The sequence below is a fragment of the Moorena sp. SIO1F2 genome (assembly GCF_010672755.1).
Taxonomy (GTDB): Bacteria; Cyanobacteriota; Cyanobacteriia; order Cyanobacteriales; family Coleofasciculaceae; genus Moorena.
Map to the genome: position 1 here is coordinate 1 of NZ_JAAHFV010000145.1, position 14958 is coordinate 14958.

General features: G+C 44.2%; 14 protein-coding genes and 1 pseudogene. 6 read left to right on the plus strand and 9 right to left on the minus strand.

The genetic code is table 11. From position 1 onward, the window contains the following. Window positions 1-464: 464 nt before the first annotated feature. Window positions 465-1679, plus strand: a complete 1215-nt coding sequence (locus F6J94_RS17780; protein WP_293042892.1) for a glycosyltransferase — start codon at window positions 465-467, stop codon at window positions 1677-1679. Between the two features lie 168 nt (window positions 1680-1847). Then, a complete protein-coding gene (locus tag F6J94_RS17785; RefSeq protein WP_293042895.1) occupies window positions 1848-4232 on the plus strand; it encodes a hypothetical protein in 2385 nt (794 codons plus the stop codon). Between the two features lie 23 nt (window positions 4233-4255). Here the strand turns inward: F6J94_RS17785 and F6J94_RS17790 are convergent, their stop codons facing one another. After that, on the minus strand, window positions 4256-4471 hold the full coding sequence (locus F6J94_RS17790; RefSeq protein WP_293027199.1) for a hypothetical protein: 216 nt from the start codon (window positions 4469-4471) through the stop codon (window positions 4256-4258). A 301-nt stretch (window positions 4472-4772) separates the two neighbouring features. On the opposite strand from F6J94_RS17790, the pseudogene F6J94_RS17795 reads away from it, so the two are divergent. Next, window positions 4773-4976, plus strand: a pseudogene (locus F6J94_RS17795) (Uma2 family endonuclease); the annotation flags it as partial. Window positions 4977-5087: 111 nt separating this feature from the next. On the opposite strand, the gene F6J94_RS17800 reads toward F6J94_RS17795, so the two are convergent. The 4 genes from F6J94_RS17800 to F6J94_RS17815 all read right to left on the minus strand — a co-directional run bounded on the left by F6J94_RS17800 (window position 5088) and on the right by F6J94_RS17815 (window position 7528). Next, window positions 5088-5372: a DUF1816 domain-containing protein gene (locus tag F6J94_RS17800; RefSeq protein WP_293042898.1), complete on the minus strand. Its 285-nt coding sequence runs from the start codon at window positions 5370-5372 to the stop codon at window positions 5088-5090. A 68-nt stretch (window positions 5373-5440) separates the two neighbouring features. Next, window positions 5441-6490: a 23S rRNA (guanosine(2251)-2'-O)-methyltransferase RlmB gene (rlmB, locus tag F6J94_RS17805; RefSeq protein WP_293027193.1), complete on the minus strand. Its 1050-nt coding sequence runs from the start codon at window positions 6488-6490 to the stop codon at window positions 5441-5443. A gap of 14 nt (window positions 6491-6504) precedes the next feature. Continuing rightward, window positions 6505-6993, minus strand: a complete 489-nt coding sequence (locus F6J94_RS17810) for a ribonuclease III domain-containing protein (RefSeq protein ID WP_293027190.1) — start codon at window positions 6991-6993, stop codon at window positions 6505-6507. A 178-nt stretch (window positions 6994-7171) separates the two neighbouring features. Then, a complete protein-coding gene (locus F6J94_RS17815; protein WP_293027215.1) occupies window positions 7172-7528 on the minus strand; it encodes an STAS domain-containing protein in 357 nt (118 codons plus the stop codon). Window positions 7529-7942: 414 nt separating this feature from the next. Between F6J94_RS17815 and F6J94_RS17820 the strand changes: the two genes are divergently transcribed. Then, a complete protein-coding gene (locus tag F6J94_RS17820) occupies window positions 7943-9202 on the plus strand; it encodes a transposase (RefSeq protein ID WP_293042900.1) in 1260 nt (419 codons plus the stop codon). A 335-nt stretch (window positions 9203-9537) separates the two neighbouring features. Here the strand turns inward: F6J94_RS17820 and carA are convergent, their stop codons facing one another. The 4 genes from carA to F6J94_RS17840 form a co-directional block, all read right to left on the minus strand. Continuing rightward, window positions 9538-10692, minus strand: a complete 1155-nt coding sequence (carA, locus tag F6J94_RS17825; RefSeq protein ID WP_293042903.1) for a glutamine-hydrolyzing carbamoyl-phosphate synthase small subunit — start codon at window positions 10690-10692, stop codon at window positions 9538-9540. Next, the gene (locus tag F6J94_RS17830; RefSeq protein WP_293042906.1) at window positions 10689-11231 is read right to left on the minus strand and encodes a GIY-YIG nuclease family protein; all 543 of its coding nucleotides are present in this window, start codon (window positions 11229-11231) and stop codon (window positions 10689-10691) included. Before F6J94_RS17830 ends, carA begins: the two co-directional genes overlap by 4 nt. Window positions 11232-11280: 49 nt before the next feature. Then, window positions 11281-11607 (minus strand): hypothetical protein, encoded by a 327-nt coding sequence (locus F6J94_RS17835; RefSeq protein WP_293027182.1) that lies wholly within the window; start codon window positions 11605-11607, stop codon window positions 11281-11283. Between the two features lie 252 nt (window positions 11608-11859). Next, a complete protein-coding gene (locus F6J94_RS17840) occupies window positions 11860-12807 on the minus strand; it encodes a Sll0314/Alr1548 family TPR repeat-containing protein (protein WP_293042908.1) in 948 nt (315 codons plus the stop codon). Between the two features lie 308 nt (window positions 12808-13115). On the opposite strand from F6J94_RS17840, the gene F6J94_RS17845 reads away from it, so the two are divergent. Then, window positions 13116-13757 (plus strand): ABC transporter ATP-binding protein, encoded by a 642-nt coding sequence (locus F6J94_RS17845; RefSeq protein ID WP_293042916.1) that lies wholly within the window; start codon window positions 13116-13118, stop codon window positions 13755-13757. Window positions 13758-14056: 299 nt separating this feature from the next. Further along, on the plus strand, window positions 14057-14803 hold the full coding sequence (gene rsmG / locus F6J94_RS17850) for a 16S rRNA (guanine(527)-N(7))-methyltransferase RsmG (protein WP_293042912.1): 747 nt from the start codon (window positions 14057-14059) through the stop codon (window positions 14801-14803). The last annotated feature ends 155 nt before the right edge of the window (window positions 14804-14958 follow it).

Genomic DNA, 14958 nt, shown 5'->3' on the forward strand with positions numbered 1-14958 from the left:
TCAAACACCAGGTAGCCTAATCTCTCTATGACTTCCAGTGACGGTGATTAGGCTACCTGGTGTTTGGTAAATCGGTAAATTTGAATTTTTAACTATATTTTCTAGAGGAAAATTCACAATTAGTATAAATGTATTGGTATGAAGATATAATACATTTATACTGTCCAGTTTTTTGGATAGTGTTCTTTGTCGTTGTTTTTTGGGTTTTGGGTAATAGGTAATCGGGAATTACTCTGGAGTAATCAAAATTATCAAAAACCCCAAGCTTGGCAATATCGATGCTCAAGGATTTGATATAATGGTGATTTGGAGTAAATTAACATGAATAAATGTTAAAAAAAGTTTATAAAAATTTTAAATAGTATAAATAAATTCATTCTTAACTCAGGTAAAAAGTGAGATAAGAATGAATTATTGCCTGCCGTTTCCTTGTTGCCAATTATTTGTCCAAGTAGTAACGTCCTATGAAGATTCTAATGATCTCCACAACCTTTCCCTATCCGCCAACGCGGGGGGCAACTCAGGTCAGGACGTTTAATTTACTCAAGTACCTGAGTGAGCGTCATGCTATAACCTTGGTTACTCAACGTTCTGAGGAGATCACGGACATCGAGGTAGAAAAATTGCAGCAGTGGGTGGAAGAACTGGTGATTTTTCCCCAACCGCAGCCATCAGAACAAGAGGAAGGCTTAAAGGAGAAATTACAGCGCTGGAGTACCATTTTGCAACAGGGAACGCCCCAGAAAGTACTCCAACTCTACTCAACTCCAATGCAGCAATGGCTGGATCAGGCTGTGGAGGCGGGAAAATTTGACCTGATTACCTGTGAACACAGTACCAATGAAATTTATGTGCGACCAGAGTGGCGGAAGCAGCTGCGAACTTTGGTGAATATTCATCATTCTGTATACCGGAAATCCCTGGACAAGCTCGAAACCAAAACATCAGACAATCAGCTGAAAGACAAGTTAAATTTGCCCCTATTACGTCGCTATGAAGAGCAATATTGTGCTAAGTTCACAGACATTATAGTCACAACAGCAGAAGATAGACGGCAAATAGACTCATTTGAGTTAGACAGTAAAATTACATTGATTTCTAATGGGGTTGATGTTCATCTATTTCCCCGGCGCATCTCTGATCCTGGTGGACACAGATTAGTATTTACTGGGGCGATGGATAACCCACTAAACATCAAAGCGGCTCGTTATTTTAGCCTAGAGGTGTTCCCAGCAATTACAGAGCGCTATGGTGATACCAAGCTAGAATTAGTCGGACCCAAACCGGTGCAGGCGGTGCTAGAGTTAGAAGATATACCAGGGATTAGTGTAACTGGCTCGGTGCCTTCTTTAGTAGACCACCTTCATAAGGCAACCATATTTGTGGTGCCAATGCAGAGTGGATTTGGGGTAAAAAATAAAACTCTGGAAGCGATGGCAGCGGGAGTACCGGTCGTGGGAAGCGATCGCGGTTTGGAGGGATTGACAGTTGATGGCGGGGATGTCCCTTTGCGGGCATTGCGAGCAAATGATACAACAGAATATGTTTATGCCATTAGTCGGTTATTTGAAGACCGCCAGCTCCGTAAGCAATTGTCGGAAAATGGGCGAGCGTATATTGAACAGAAATATACTTGGGAACGTGCTGGTGAACTGTATGAGCAGGTAATCACAGGTTGAAGGGTTTAGGGTGCACTTGTTTTAGATTGAGCAAGGGGGAATGACAAAGACATGGACAATTAGCCTTTAAGTCCAAAAATCTGTACTATTTGGCTAATTACTATCTATTGCCCCCAAGATTTTTTTCAAACTAGGAAAAAACTGGAAAGATAAACCATTAAAACATCAGTGCAAAAGTCTAGTAGAGGTGGTTGGTTAACAACCTTGGGCGCGATCGCTGCCTTAATCACCACTAGCGGTATCATTGCCGGTAGTATCTGGGTGGCGGTTATGTTAATTATTGACCCTGATTCGATTGTCTGGATCAATCACATTTTGCCGAGTTGGGCTCGTATCCCCCAGACTGTTCCCTCATCTGCCAAGACATTTGCCCAAATTCAAGGGGAGATTCGTGAAAATGGGCTAACGGCGGGCACACCCCTTTCCCTTAACTCTGAGTTGCTGCTACCGATTTTGGGATCACCACCATCATGCCAAAGTAATTGTGACCAGATCGTGGAACTCAGAGTCTATCAGCCTCTTGAACAAAGCCATAGCGAACAGCAGTATTATCAGCTAGTTAGTCAGCTGCCTATCACTGCCCCGGTCGAATATTTTGTGCTGTCTACCCAAGTCAACACAGCATCCGGTGATGCTAGTGTCTCTCGTTCACTACCTTTAACCAAACTCGATCGTTTCGATCAACAAGCTCTAGAGGAAGGGTTTTGGTTCAACCTCTCGGGTCAAGTGGTCTCAGAGAATACACCCGAGAGCTATGGACAAATTATTCACTACAATCAAGACCAGACACACCTGAGTATGATGTTGGAGTGGACAAGCCCTAATGAAGGTTCTCCCTATTGGCAGGAAGTGACCGGTGGTGCTACTCCAGAATTAGTGGTTAATCATACTGTAGGCTTGGAACCCCAGTTCAAGGTTTACCAAATTAAACCTCGCTCTTTTGTTCCCAACCCGATTTATCTAGAGGAAATTTCCCTAACCCAAGCAGCGATAGATACTAAACCCTATCAGAATGGTTTAATCCTAGCCCGTCATGGTTTGTGGTCTGATGCTTGGCAATGGTTGAACCAACAGAGACCAAAACACTGGTCAGCAGAGGCTCAAGCCCAAATAGATTTGGTTAAACTGCACGCTCAGGTCACCGAGTCTCAGGCAAATCAAATTTGGGCAAGTGCGAGTGCTGCTATCTTTGCCTATCTCCTGGATGGTCGCTGGGCGGAGGCAAAAACAGTGTTTCAGACCGCAGTGAATGGTGCTCAGTTGGGGGATATTATCACTATGCTAAAGACCGATTCTGGGGGATTGTGGGGGCGGGTGGAAGGAGCACTAGAGGTCAATCCTGATGACAGCAATGTGCAAGTTTGGGGAGGGTTGATTTTGGCAGCCCAGGAAGACCCTCAAAAAGCGATCGCATGGGTTAAGGAATTACCTCAAACTAATCCCCAGGTTTACCAACTCCTCAACCATATGGACAATGCCTTAAACCCAGTTCCAGCCATCGTCAGGCACTTCAGTCAACTGGTTGGCAATTCAGAAATCATTCAAACTGTCAACGCAACGGATTGGCTGCAACCGGAAGATGGAGATGGGGGAATAGGAGAACAGCACTGCCAAAGGCAGCAGGAAAGTACTGAATTGGTTTCTATAGCAGAGGAACAGAGTATAGCACTTTCCCCCCTATCCCCCTGCCCATCTGTTCCTCTGACTCTACAAAAACAACCGGAGCAAGTTTGGTATCAAGTACAGGTAAAAGCATTTCACGATGGTCAGGGTTGGCGGTGGATGCCGTTTTCTGATTTACGGCTGCCCACTTTGACCAAGGGAAAGCGACTGTGGCGATATTTGGGCTTAGACGTTGACCCCCAGATTCGGATTAGCCTTTGGAGTGAGAATGGTATCCAACAATCAACCACAGCTACGGTCAAGGGGGTTTCCTACCAGGAAGGGATGATTAAGCTGTTGGCAGCAGGTGGGAAACTCCCTAGTGACACCGTGGCTATTGATGGATCTAATCAGCACCTGCTAGCACACACGGAGACGGCTCTGCGCTGGTTAGACCCAAGTGCGATCACTTTGTCAGCACTCTACCACCTTAACCCCGAGTCGGTGTCAACCATGCTGCCAGTACTCTGGCAGGAGTTAATCAACAGTGGTCAGTTCTCCCCAGGACCCCTTCCTAGTTTACCAATGATGCTTCAGGAGATCGGGCATTGGTCAGTTAGACCGATCGAGCTGACTGGCAACAACCAGCCGGAAGCGGTGCTAACCTTATATCAAGAAATATCGGTTACCTCAGAATCTACAGAGGTGGGTCTATCGGATAGTATTAATGACGGGATGGATACAGATCGGGCAACTACTATCTACAAACCCCGCACCATGATTTTTTCTGACACAGGAGCCTTACTCTACAGCGAATTTTCCCAAGATGCCAGCAGCTCCATGACAGCGATCGCGGATTTAGGGGATGGGGGTCCTGCGGCTATAGTCATTGATGAACCAAATAACTATAGCCTTAAGCGTTGGTCAGCCAAGCATCAGCGTTTTCAGTAATGCCTGTACTTAAAGGCATTAGTTTAACGCAAAACCAACCGTTGTTGCTTAAGTAATTGCTGCTGCTGCCAGAGGGATTCAACTTCTGCCTGTAAGTGAAGGTACTTTACTTGCTGGTCAACCCCATAAACCGATGTCATCAGTTTCTTCAGCTGGGGGTCGCCAGTGACAACAGAACGGCAATTGCTCTGCCAGTGGGCATCGGATAAATCGGTCAGATGGTCGGAAGAAGTTAACATTTCTAGACTAAGTATTTTTGCTTTCTCACAACACCACGTAATTTTATCCTGAATTTCCAGCACATGCTAACTATACTTGGAGCGGTTAGCTTATATCATGTCCGGTTGAATACTTATATCATGTCGGGATAATTACCCTTAATAAAAATCTCCCCCATCTCCCTATCTCCCCATCTCCCCATCTCCCCACACTTCCCCTCCTGGGAGGGGTTAGGGGTGGGTCCCACCCTCCCTCTAATTATGGGTATTCAACCTGACTTGATATTAATCATTCCACTAAGGAGACAGTCATGATCCAGCCTCTCGCACTGATTCCCTCAAGCCTCTACAGGAAAAGATGCCAGACTATTTGAACAGTGGTTTACGTTTAGGCTGGTTAATTAACCCCCAGGGCAAAGAGGTTGAAATCTATCGTCCCAATCAAGCTGTTGAGACTGCTAAATTTCCTGTTACTTTGTCAGGGGAAACTATTCTGCCTAACTTTGAGTTAGCTTTGCCGCTTTAAATTACCTCAGCAGGTTAGTAAGTAACTGCGGACTCATACTTGTAAGTAGAGAGTATTAGAGCGTTTTCATCCTTCACACTTAACACGTTACAGGTTAAACTTCATCCTTTGTCAAAAAATCGGCTTACTTAAGCTAGAGGATTTCTCTAGTTCAGTCTGTTCTGGCAACTCATCAAAAATTGTTAGTCTATTGGGTTTGCAGCGTTTGAGAGTTACCATGATGCCTTGAGCTCCTTCATTGTCTAAGTCTTCAATATATCCATATTTGGCAGCCTGAGCCTCCTGCTGGTTAACAAAGGGTCCAAAGTAGTAGGTACACTTGGGGGTTTCGGTGATGATTTCCACCCAAAACGCTAACCCGAAGAGGTCTAAGATTTTGATTAAGGATTCTTTCATGACATCCACCTAGTTTCCAGGATAATCTCTGTTAATTTAATCGGCTTTTAAACCTTTTTATCCTCCATTTACTCTTCTTGTTTCACAATCTGTTGATTGGAAGTACTATCGATATACAGTAAGTCTGACCAACGCTGCCGATAAGTTTCATATAACACCATAGCAGTTGCTACTGAGGCATTGAGGCTAGGGGTCTTACCCTGTAATGGAATTGAGACTAACATGTCACAGCAGCTTTGTGACCTTAGGCTTAAACCATTACCCTCTGAACCTATTACTAATACTACTGAACCAGTCAAATCAACTTTGTGTAAAAGTTTACCAGTACCGGCAGCAGTTCCGTAAATCCAAAAGCCCGCAGCTTTCAACTGCTCTAGGGCATTACTAAGATTGACAACTCTGGCAATAGGAAAGGTTTCTAGAGCTCCTGCTGCCACTTTCCTTACAGTTGAGGTGACACCAACAGCTCGACGTTGGGGTATGACTAAGCCTTGAGCCCCTAGAGCTTCTGCCGTACGAATAATCGCCCCTAAATTTTGAGGATCATTAATGCCATCACAAGCCAATAAAACTGGCTGCTCAGTTGCCCATTTTGCTTTGTCAATTAAGTCATTTAAATCTATGTACTGGTAAGGTGCAATTTGAGCTGCCACACCCTGATGGTTACCACCTTTGGTAATTTGGCTCAGGCGTTTTGGTGCTACTTCATCAATTACTGTACCGTTAGCCTTGGCTTGAACTAGTAAAGAGTGAAAGCGAGGATCGTAACGCAGCTGGGAAATAATCCAAACTCGGTTTAGCTGGTGCTGGTTTTGGAGAGCTGCTAGAACTGAATGACGCCCGTAGATTAAGTCACTCTCTTCTTCTGTGCTACTTACAAGTTTTGACTTAGGGTACCCATGCTGCTTCGGCTGAGTTTCCTCGGAGTAATGGGAATGTTTTGGCCGTGGCTTTCGAGAGTGGTAGTTCTTTCGAGGGGGTTTGCCGTTCTTTTGAGAATTGGCTGAGGTCGAACGAGATAATTTTTTATTCTCACCTTGCCGATCAGAGGACTTCCCTGACTTGATCTGACCAGAAGCATCAGAGGAGGCATCAGAGGAGGGGTTTTGATTAGCCATAATAGAATTAGGATTTATGGGGTATCCAGTTGTAGATGAGCCAATAACTGGGTCAAGCGTTGAGTATCAGTAAGGTAGAGGTATCCCAGTAAAGTTTCTAAGCTACTAGCTTGTTGATAGATTTCTCGATTGAGACGCCGGGGGCTCTTTGTAGCAGCATTCCGTCCGCGCCGTAAAACGTCTTTTTCAGAAGCAGTTAGGTAAGGTTCAAGCGATCGCAAAATCTTAGCTTGGCTTTCTGCTCTGACGTGAGCCACTACCTGGTTATGATAGTCACAGATTCGCCTCGGTGGTAGCAGATAGTGGGTTCGGATGTAGAGTTCATAAACAGCATCTCCTATATATGCCAAGGATGCTGGGGAAATCTGTTGAATTTTGGCAATTTGATCAACTTTCGCCATGAATTGCCTAAATCGAAACTCTGTCCACAATACTATAGAGTCAGTTCCACCGCCATGGCTATCCTCTTCCAAGGGGTCTAATTGTGCATCTGTTTGAGCCATCTTTGGGGTCTCACGGTCTTTTGTTTACTAGACCAAATTTGACATCCTTCAACAATTTCTGCTTAGAGTATTCAATACATTAGCAAAACGGCAACTTACTCACACTCAACTCTCACCGATTCCCCACTGCTTCTGAAAGTGAAGGCGGGTTTTGCCCCCGCCATCACCATCGATTTTGTCACTTAGACTTGATTTTCTCCACAGCTACCGTCAGAGAATCTTGCAGGGAGAAAAATTTTTCTAGGCGCACTAGTTTCACAGTTTGAGTCACCCGGGGATTGGTCACGACTTGTAGACTTCCGTCAGAAGTTTGAGCTTTCTTTACTAGCTGCACCAAAGCACCCAAACCAGAGCTATCGACAAAATCAATTTTAGATAAGTCCAGAATAATATCCGCTGGACCTTCATCAATACATTTGCCAATAACGTTACGGAGAGTAGATTCCGAAAAGGCATCTAGCAATCCAGTAAGGCGGAAAATTTGATAATTTGACTCGACTTGGCGAGTGCCCCTTAAACTGACTGTAAGGGTTATTTGTTCAGGAATAACACCCTCCTCGATATAGCTTATAAATATCAATAATCTAATACTTCTACTGTCAAGTTGACTACTGTGACAGTAGATTGATGACTTGGTTACCGTTGATAAACGCGCCCTATAACCATACCTTGGCTTGTTGCTTAGCACGTCAAGGGGCTAAAACAACGTCAATTTTAGATTATACAACAGTATCAGAGTTTGGGGGGTAGGGTGACCGGGTCTAGCGGTAGGGTAAAATTAAGCCAGCCATGATTCTAACCGATTAATCATAACTGAAGCATATTTCTTGGTTTGCTGCCAACTAAACGGGCAAGGGGTCTCCCGTTATAATCACGTGATTTAACGGGAGGGGAATTGCCCGACGGGGTTTAACGGTTCTCAACAGATCGCGAGTAGTACAATAACATTATGCTGTTAACTTACTGCTATCGAATCAAGCCTAGTGACGAACAGATAGCCATCATGGAGAGATGGCTGGAATTGTTGCGTCGTCACTGGAACTATGCTCTCGGTCAAAGACTTGATTGGCTCAACAGGACTCGTTGTCCTATTGATAGATGCAGTATTGTGAGGGAAGCGATTGGCGAAGTCCCAGAACCCGTTAACTATTACACCCAGCAATCTGCACTAAAGGAAACTAAAAAGCTATTCCCTGAGTACAAGCTGATTTACGCCGAAACTCAACAAGTCAACTTACAACGGCTGAACATTGCATGGGAACGATGGAGAAAACCAGATGCGACCGGAAAACGCGGAGGACGACCTCGGTTTAAGAAACAAGGTCAATTGCGGTCGTTTATATTCCCACGGGTTAACAATTCCAGAGCAGGGGCACATATCAAACATGGAGTGCTTAAGCTGAGTCGGATTGGTGAAATATCTGTGGTGATGCACCGACCTCTACCGTCCGGTTTCACTCTCAAGCAATGCACTATCGTTAAAAAAGCGGACGGCTGGTACTGTTGCATCTCAATGAAGGATGATACTGTCCCTGAGTGTATTCCTGTAGAATCGGTTAAATCTGCTGTTGGGATTGATGTCGGCTTAGAGAAGTTTCTGACCACATCAGATGGTGAAGCCGTTGGGATTCCGCAGTTCTACAGAAAGGCTACTAACAGGTTAGCAAGTGCCCAACGGGTAATGTCACGCCGTGTAAAGGGTTCTAAAAACTGGCAGAAAGCTAAACAGAAAGTAGCTCTATTGCACCTTCATTTAACCCGTTGCCGCAAGGAATTTCACTATCAAGTCGCCCATTGGCTATGTAGTAAGTATGACCTGATTGGGTTTGAAGATTTAAATATCAAGGGACTTGCGCGGACTAGATTAGCGAAATCAATACATGACGCAGGGTGGGGGTCGTTTCTGGAGATTTTACAAGCAGTGGCGGTCAAACGCGGTTTGTTAGTCCAGGAAGTTAACCCACGGGGAACAAGTATTGAGTGCTTCAACTGTGGGGCAAGAGTTGAGAAAAATCTAGCTGATAGAGTTCATCATTGTTCTGATTGTGGAGTAAAAATTGACCGCGATTGGAATAGTGGCATCAATATTTTGAATCGTGCATTAATGGCGGTTGGATTGCCGCTGAATGGCTGTGGTAAATCAATACAGGATATTGAGGAACAGCAAGTCTCATTTGTGAATTTGAGAAGCCTACATCATAATCTTTGATTTGATGTAGGAGTGGTCACTGCAGGGGCTATTTTATAGTTCCACACCCGGTCACCCTACAGTTAGGGTTTGGCATCGGGGATTGCACGCGATGCTCCTGGGTCGCCGCTACGCGATGAAGCTAAGCTTCCGCTAAAAGCGAACGCAAACCCTCGCAGAACCAATCAGGGTCTAGTCTAGGGTCTAGGGCGTGTCTTCTTGCCTCGGAGATCCCCCATGATCCCCCTTAAAAAAAGGGGACTTTGAGTATGGCTCCCCCCTTTTTTAAGGGGGGCTGGGGGGGATCATAATCTTGCGGAAAACTTTGAAAACACGCCCTAGGCCACGCTACGCGATTAGCCTACGGCTACGCTACGCGAACGCATCAGCTCGACAAACTGCTTAAATAAATAGTCAGCATCGTGAGGACCAGGACTAGCCTCTGGGTGATACTGTACTGAGAAGAACGGTAAGGATTTGTGACGCAACCCTGCCACAGTGCGGTCATTGAGATTTAGGTGAGTAATTTCCACCTGATCCCCTAAGGTATCGGGATCAATAGCAAAACCATGGTTTTGGCTAGTAATTTCCACCATTTGCTGCAAACCGGCTGGGTGATTCAAACCTCGGTGACCAAATTTAAGTTTAAAAGTCTGGGCTCCTAGGGCAAGACCAAGAATCTGATGTCCCATGCAGATGCCAAAAATAGGTTGCTGACGCTCCAATAAGGCTTTGGTGGTTGAGATGCCTTCGAGTACTACAGCCGGATCCCCTGGTCCATTGGACAGAAATATCCCATCGGGATTATACTTAGCAATTTCTTCTGGCGGTGTATTAGCAGGGACGACAATTACCCGACAATTGTAGCTAGCTAGACGCTTGAGAATATTACGTTTGATGCCAAAATCGATAGCAACAACTGTCAAACCCTTGTCCTTTTCTACCCCATCAACTGCCGGACCGAACTCCCAATTTGCTTCCGTAGGATCAGACCATTCGTAAACCTCGTCAGTGCTCACTTCTTTAACTAGATTTAATCCTGCCATACTCGGAGCAGCTTGCACTTGGGACAATAACTCAGCGGAGTCAAGGATTTCTGTGGAAATGGCACCGTTTATCGCACCAATGGAGCGTATTTTGCGGGTCAATGCCCTTGTATCAATGCCGTAAATTCCTGGGATGTTATGTTCCGCCAGATAATCGGGCAAGGACTGGGTAGAGCGCCAGTTACTGGGACGGTAGCAGATGTTACGGGCAATTGCACCTCTGATTTGAGGATGAGCAGATTCTTCATCGGACGGGTTAACACCAGTATTGCCTAATTCTGGATAGGTGAAGGTCACAATTTGACCGCAGTAGCTCGGATCTGTCACCACCTCTTGATAACCCGTCATAGCAGTGTTAAACACTACTTCACCAATGGTTGTACCAGTCGCTCCGAAAGACCAGCCTTGGTAAGTTGTGCCATCAGCGAGAACTAGCAGAGCTGGATGAGCCGTTGAGATAGTCATTTTATGTCAAGTAAACCCTTTTCTTTAAGCTTAGGATTGAAGCGAATTTCAGTTTTTACCCCTCGGGATTCTAGCTCATCTTTAATTTTAGCTTCAACTCTCCGAGCAATTTTTTTGAGAATCTTCGTTTTTGCTAATTCCTCACTTTGCTCATAGTCTAATTGCTCTGCTTCAGTCATTGTCACTTTAGCATCAATCGGCTGACTCCAGAGATTTTCCTGCTCTCCATTCCCTACCGGTATCACACCATTCTCTTCAATCCATGCCTTACGAATCGTTTCTAATCGACTCCGGTTAGGTTTTTCAATGGTTTCTATTTTTAGCCAATAGCAGGAGTGAGGCTGACGAACTAAATGTTGTTTGATGCTGATATATACATCCCGGGAATAATTCAAAAATCTCAGGGTTTTATCTTGGTCAAAAATAGCGTATACACCAATCTTTTTTTGTAAATATTCTGGTAGATTTCCCGTTTCATCCAGATAGGGAATAAATTCTAAATCCTTCAGAGATGGAATTTGATTATCAGAGGTGAGCATGGGATGGGATTAAAAATTACTATTAAAAAATAAATATAAAAACTCAATTTTATTGAAATTTGCGATAAATCCCACACAGGCGACTGGGATTAAATATTTTGGCTTTGAACATGAAGTTAGGAGGTACATTAATGATGATATAATCATCAGATTCGTGATACTGCTCATAGTCCGCTGGCATTCCCTTAGGGGTTGAAGTGGTGTAGGGAACTGGTTGAAACAGTAATTCAGTAAACTCAACCCTGTCAGCTTGAGCCGCTTCAGCTACTTGAGCCAAGAAGTTTTCCCCGGTTAGTAAAGCAAATAACTGATCTCGGGCTTCTGGAGCTAGGACGAAACTGCTATCAAACTTGTTAACTATCTTGAGGCGAACCATAAGTCAAGGACAATCCCGAACTCTTTACGAGAGTGATTATACCTGATCAAGATTCACTGTTGAACAAGACTTCCGTGAAATATACTTCTGAGTTCTAAGTTCTGAGTTCTAAGTCCTTAGTAAGACCTGCAACCTGCAACCTGCAACCTGCAACCTGCAACCTGCAACCTGCAACCTGCAACCTTCAACCTGCAACCTTCAACCTTCAACCTTCAACCTTCAACCTTCAACCTTCAACCTTCAACCTTCAACTTAGTCATCCTTCTGAACCACTTCTGTTCCCCGCTTCCGGATGCGATTCCGTTCCTTGGAGCAATTCCTATCCCCGTCTGTGAGTTTATTTTCAAGTTTGCACTGCTCGTAAGTAATTTGAGCAGCGTGGCGTTTTGGCAGTTGATTCTGTTTTTCTAAAGCTTTGTTAAAAAAATCTAAACTTTTTTCCTCCTGCCCCAGTTTTCGCAAAATTTGTGCTTTAAGGTAAAGTACATCTGGGTTGCTTGGTGTTGTTTCCATTGACCGGTCTACATAGTCTATTGCCTTAGAATATTGCTTTAAATCTCGATATCCTACAGCAATGCCTCGATAGGCTAAATAAGATGGTAAAGCATAGGTTTCTAACTTGTCAATGGCTTGAGATGGGTCAGAAAATGGTAAATTGACAGCTAACATTAAATCCATGTAGCCTGTAATCAAGTTTAGCTCTGGGTCATTAGGAGCAATTTCTTTTGCTTCATCCAGATATTCAAAAACTTTCTGTAATTTAGTCAAGGCACTGATAGGACCTTCTTTTTCAAAATCGTAAGCCCCTTCCAAAAAATAACCTACTGCTGTGTAGAGATTACCTCGCAAAGGATCAGAGGCAATCATTTCCTTAGCAGTCTTAAGAGTTTTAGTTCCGTAGGTCTTGAAGGTTTCCCAATCTTGATCTAAGTAAGCTAGAGATGATAGCATAGCATAGGTCATGGGTTCTTTAGACTGCCTAGATTCCGATTTTTTTAGATAAGCTTCAGCCTCTTTATAGTTTCCCTCCTTGAAGAAGAAGTCAAACGCATCTTGAACAGTGTCATCAATGTTCCGAGGATTACTGTCGCGAAAGGGGTCAGCTGCCAAGGTGGGCATTCCCCATAAACCGATTAATACAACTGCTGTGCTGACACAGGCTTTAACTATCTGTTTTGGTGCTCGAAACCGTTGGTTCATCGTCATTGTGGCAATATTAAAAATATATGCTACTAACCTCAGTACTGACGTTGCACTTGATGCCAGGTTCCATAGTACCGGAAGTTGGGGGATAAGATAGTAAGTAAGCATATGCGCTACGCGCACGCTGCGCGAACAGCTGTCAGCGGTCAGCGGTCAGCCATTCCCATAGCGTGGCCCAAAGGCTAATGGCTGATAGCTGATAGCTGATAGCTGATAGCTGATAGCTGAGTGCTTAAGATAGTAATGTCTATGAAATTTTGAAACCTCCAAAATTTTGGGAGAAGGGAAGGAGTGGGCAAAAGGCAATGCTATATCTTAGAGACTTAACCTATCATCCACCAGCTAGCTCCACCCCGATCTTGAAGGGTCTGAGTCTAGAGCTAGCACCACAAGAATTGGGACTAGTGATTGGTGTTAGTGGTTCTGGTAAAAGCACATTATTGGAAATTTTGGCAGGATTAGCCCAGCCCACGGCAGGAAACATCTTTTGGGGAGAAACCGAACTCACAAACGACCACCTACCACAACTGGCAGGATTAGTGTTTCAGTTTCCAGAACGGCATTTCTGTGGTAAGACTATCCTGGAAGAATTGCGGATGGGACATCCAGAGTTGGGGTCACAAAGGGTTTATGATGCTTTGGGGGAAGTGGGACTGGCTGATTTTCCCCTGCATACTTCACCCCATGCTATGAGTGGTGGTCAGCAGCGACGCCTTGCTCTAGCAGTACAACTGATTCGTCAACCCCATATTCTGATGTTGGATGAACCAACAGCTGGATTAGACTGGTCTATGCGAAGACAGTTAGTTAATCTGCTGGCAAAACTCAAAACCCATTGGACACTCCTAGTGGTGACTCACGATGCTAAGGATTTACTGCCCATTGCTGACCGCTGCTGGACTCTTAAGCAAGGGGAATTAAAAGCTGTTGATCTAGCTAGTGCTTAGTGGTGAGTGTTGAGTACTTTAGGAAAGGGAGTAGGGAGTAGGGAGTAGGGAGTAGGGAAAAAAAATTATCACAATTTATTTAGGTACCCTATTTAAAAATTAAAAAATTACCGTTATTCAGTACGTTTTATGCTAAATTTATACTCAAAAAGCCCAGAAAGCTTACTGTAGAATTAAAATTATGCTATTCAACTCACAAAAAATTTTGAATACGGGCTTTTTCCACTACTCCCTGCTCCCTGCTCCCTGCTCCCTCTTACAAACTGTTTATTTAGCATAACAAGTACGGTAGAGCCAAAATGACAAATGACCAAAACGTTTTATTGCTGCCACAGATGACAGAGGTTTGGCAACAAACTCTAAATTGGCAGCCAGATCCAGAACAACAACAGTTGTTTCAAAAACTCTATGAAGGGATTTTGTCAGGCAATCGCCAGTTGAATTTAACTCGGATTACCGCTGCCGAGGAGTTTTGGGAAAAGCATCTGTGGGATTCTTTGGTAGGATTGGCTCCCATATGGCAGTCTGTAACTCCAGGACAGAGAATTATTGATATTGGAACGGGGGCGGGATTTCCAGGATTACCAGTTGCGATCGCATTTCCTAATACTGCTATTACTTTACTCGATTCCACTCGCAAAAAAATTACTTTTCTCCAAACCTTAATCCCCCAGTTGGAAATTAATAATGTTAAAACTTTAGTTGGCAGAGCAGAAGCCATTGGACAGAAGCGACAGCATCGACACTCCTACGATATTGCTCTAGTTCGTGCTGTTAGTGCCCCTTCTGTTTGTGCTGAATATGCTCTACCACTTCTGAAACAAGGAGGTTTGGCGATTCTCTATCGTGGTCATTGGACAGATGAAGAAACCGAAGCTTTACAGCCAGCGGTAAAAAAGTTAGGTGGAAAAATTGAATCAGTTGAAAAATTTACTACCCCTTTGAGCGATAGTGTTCGTCATTGTTTGTTTTTGAAAGTATTGTCACCAACAGTAGCTAAGTTTCCCCGTGCTGTAGGATTACCAGCACAAGACCCTTTGAATTAGAAGATATAGCGGTTTGCGACTTTATTGACTACATATTTATGGGTTTTTAGGGAACAGGGAAAAGGAATCCCCCCTAACCCCCCTTAATAAGGGGGGAAGGGAATAGGGAATAAAGCAGTTGGCATCCAACCTAAGTTATTTATTATTGCTAATTA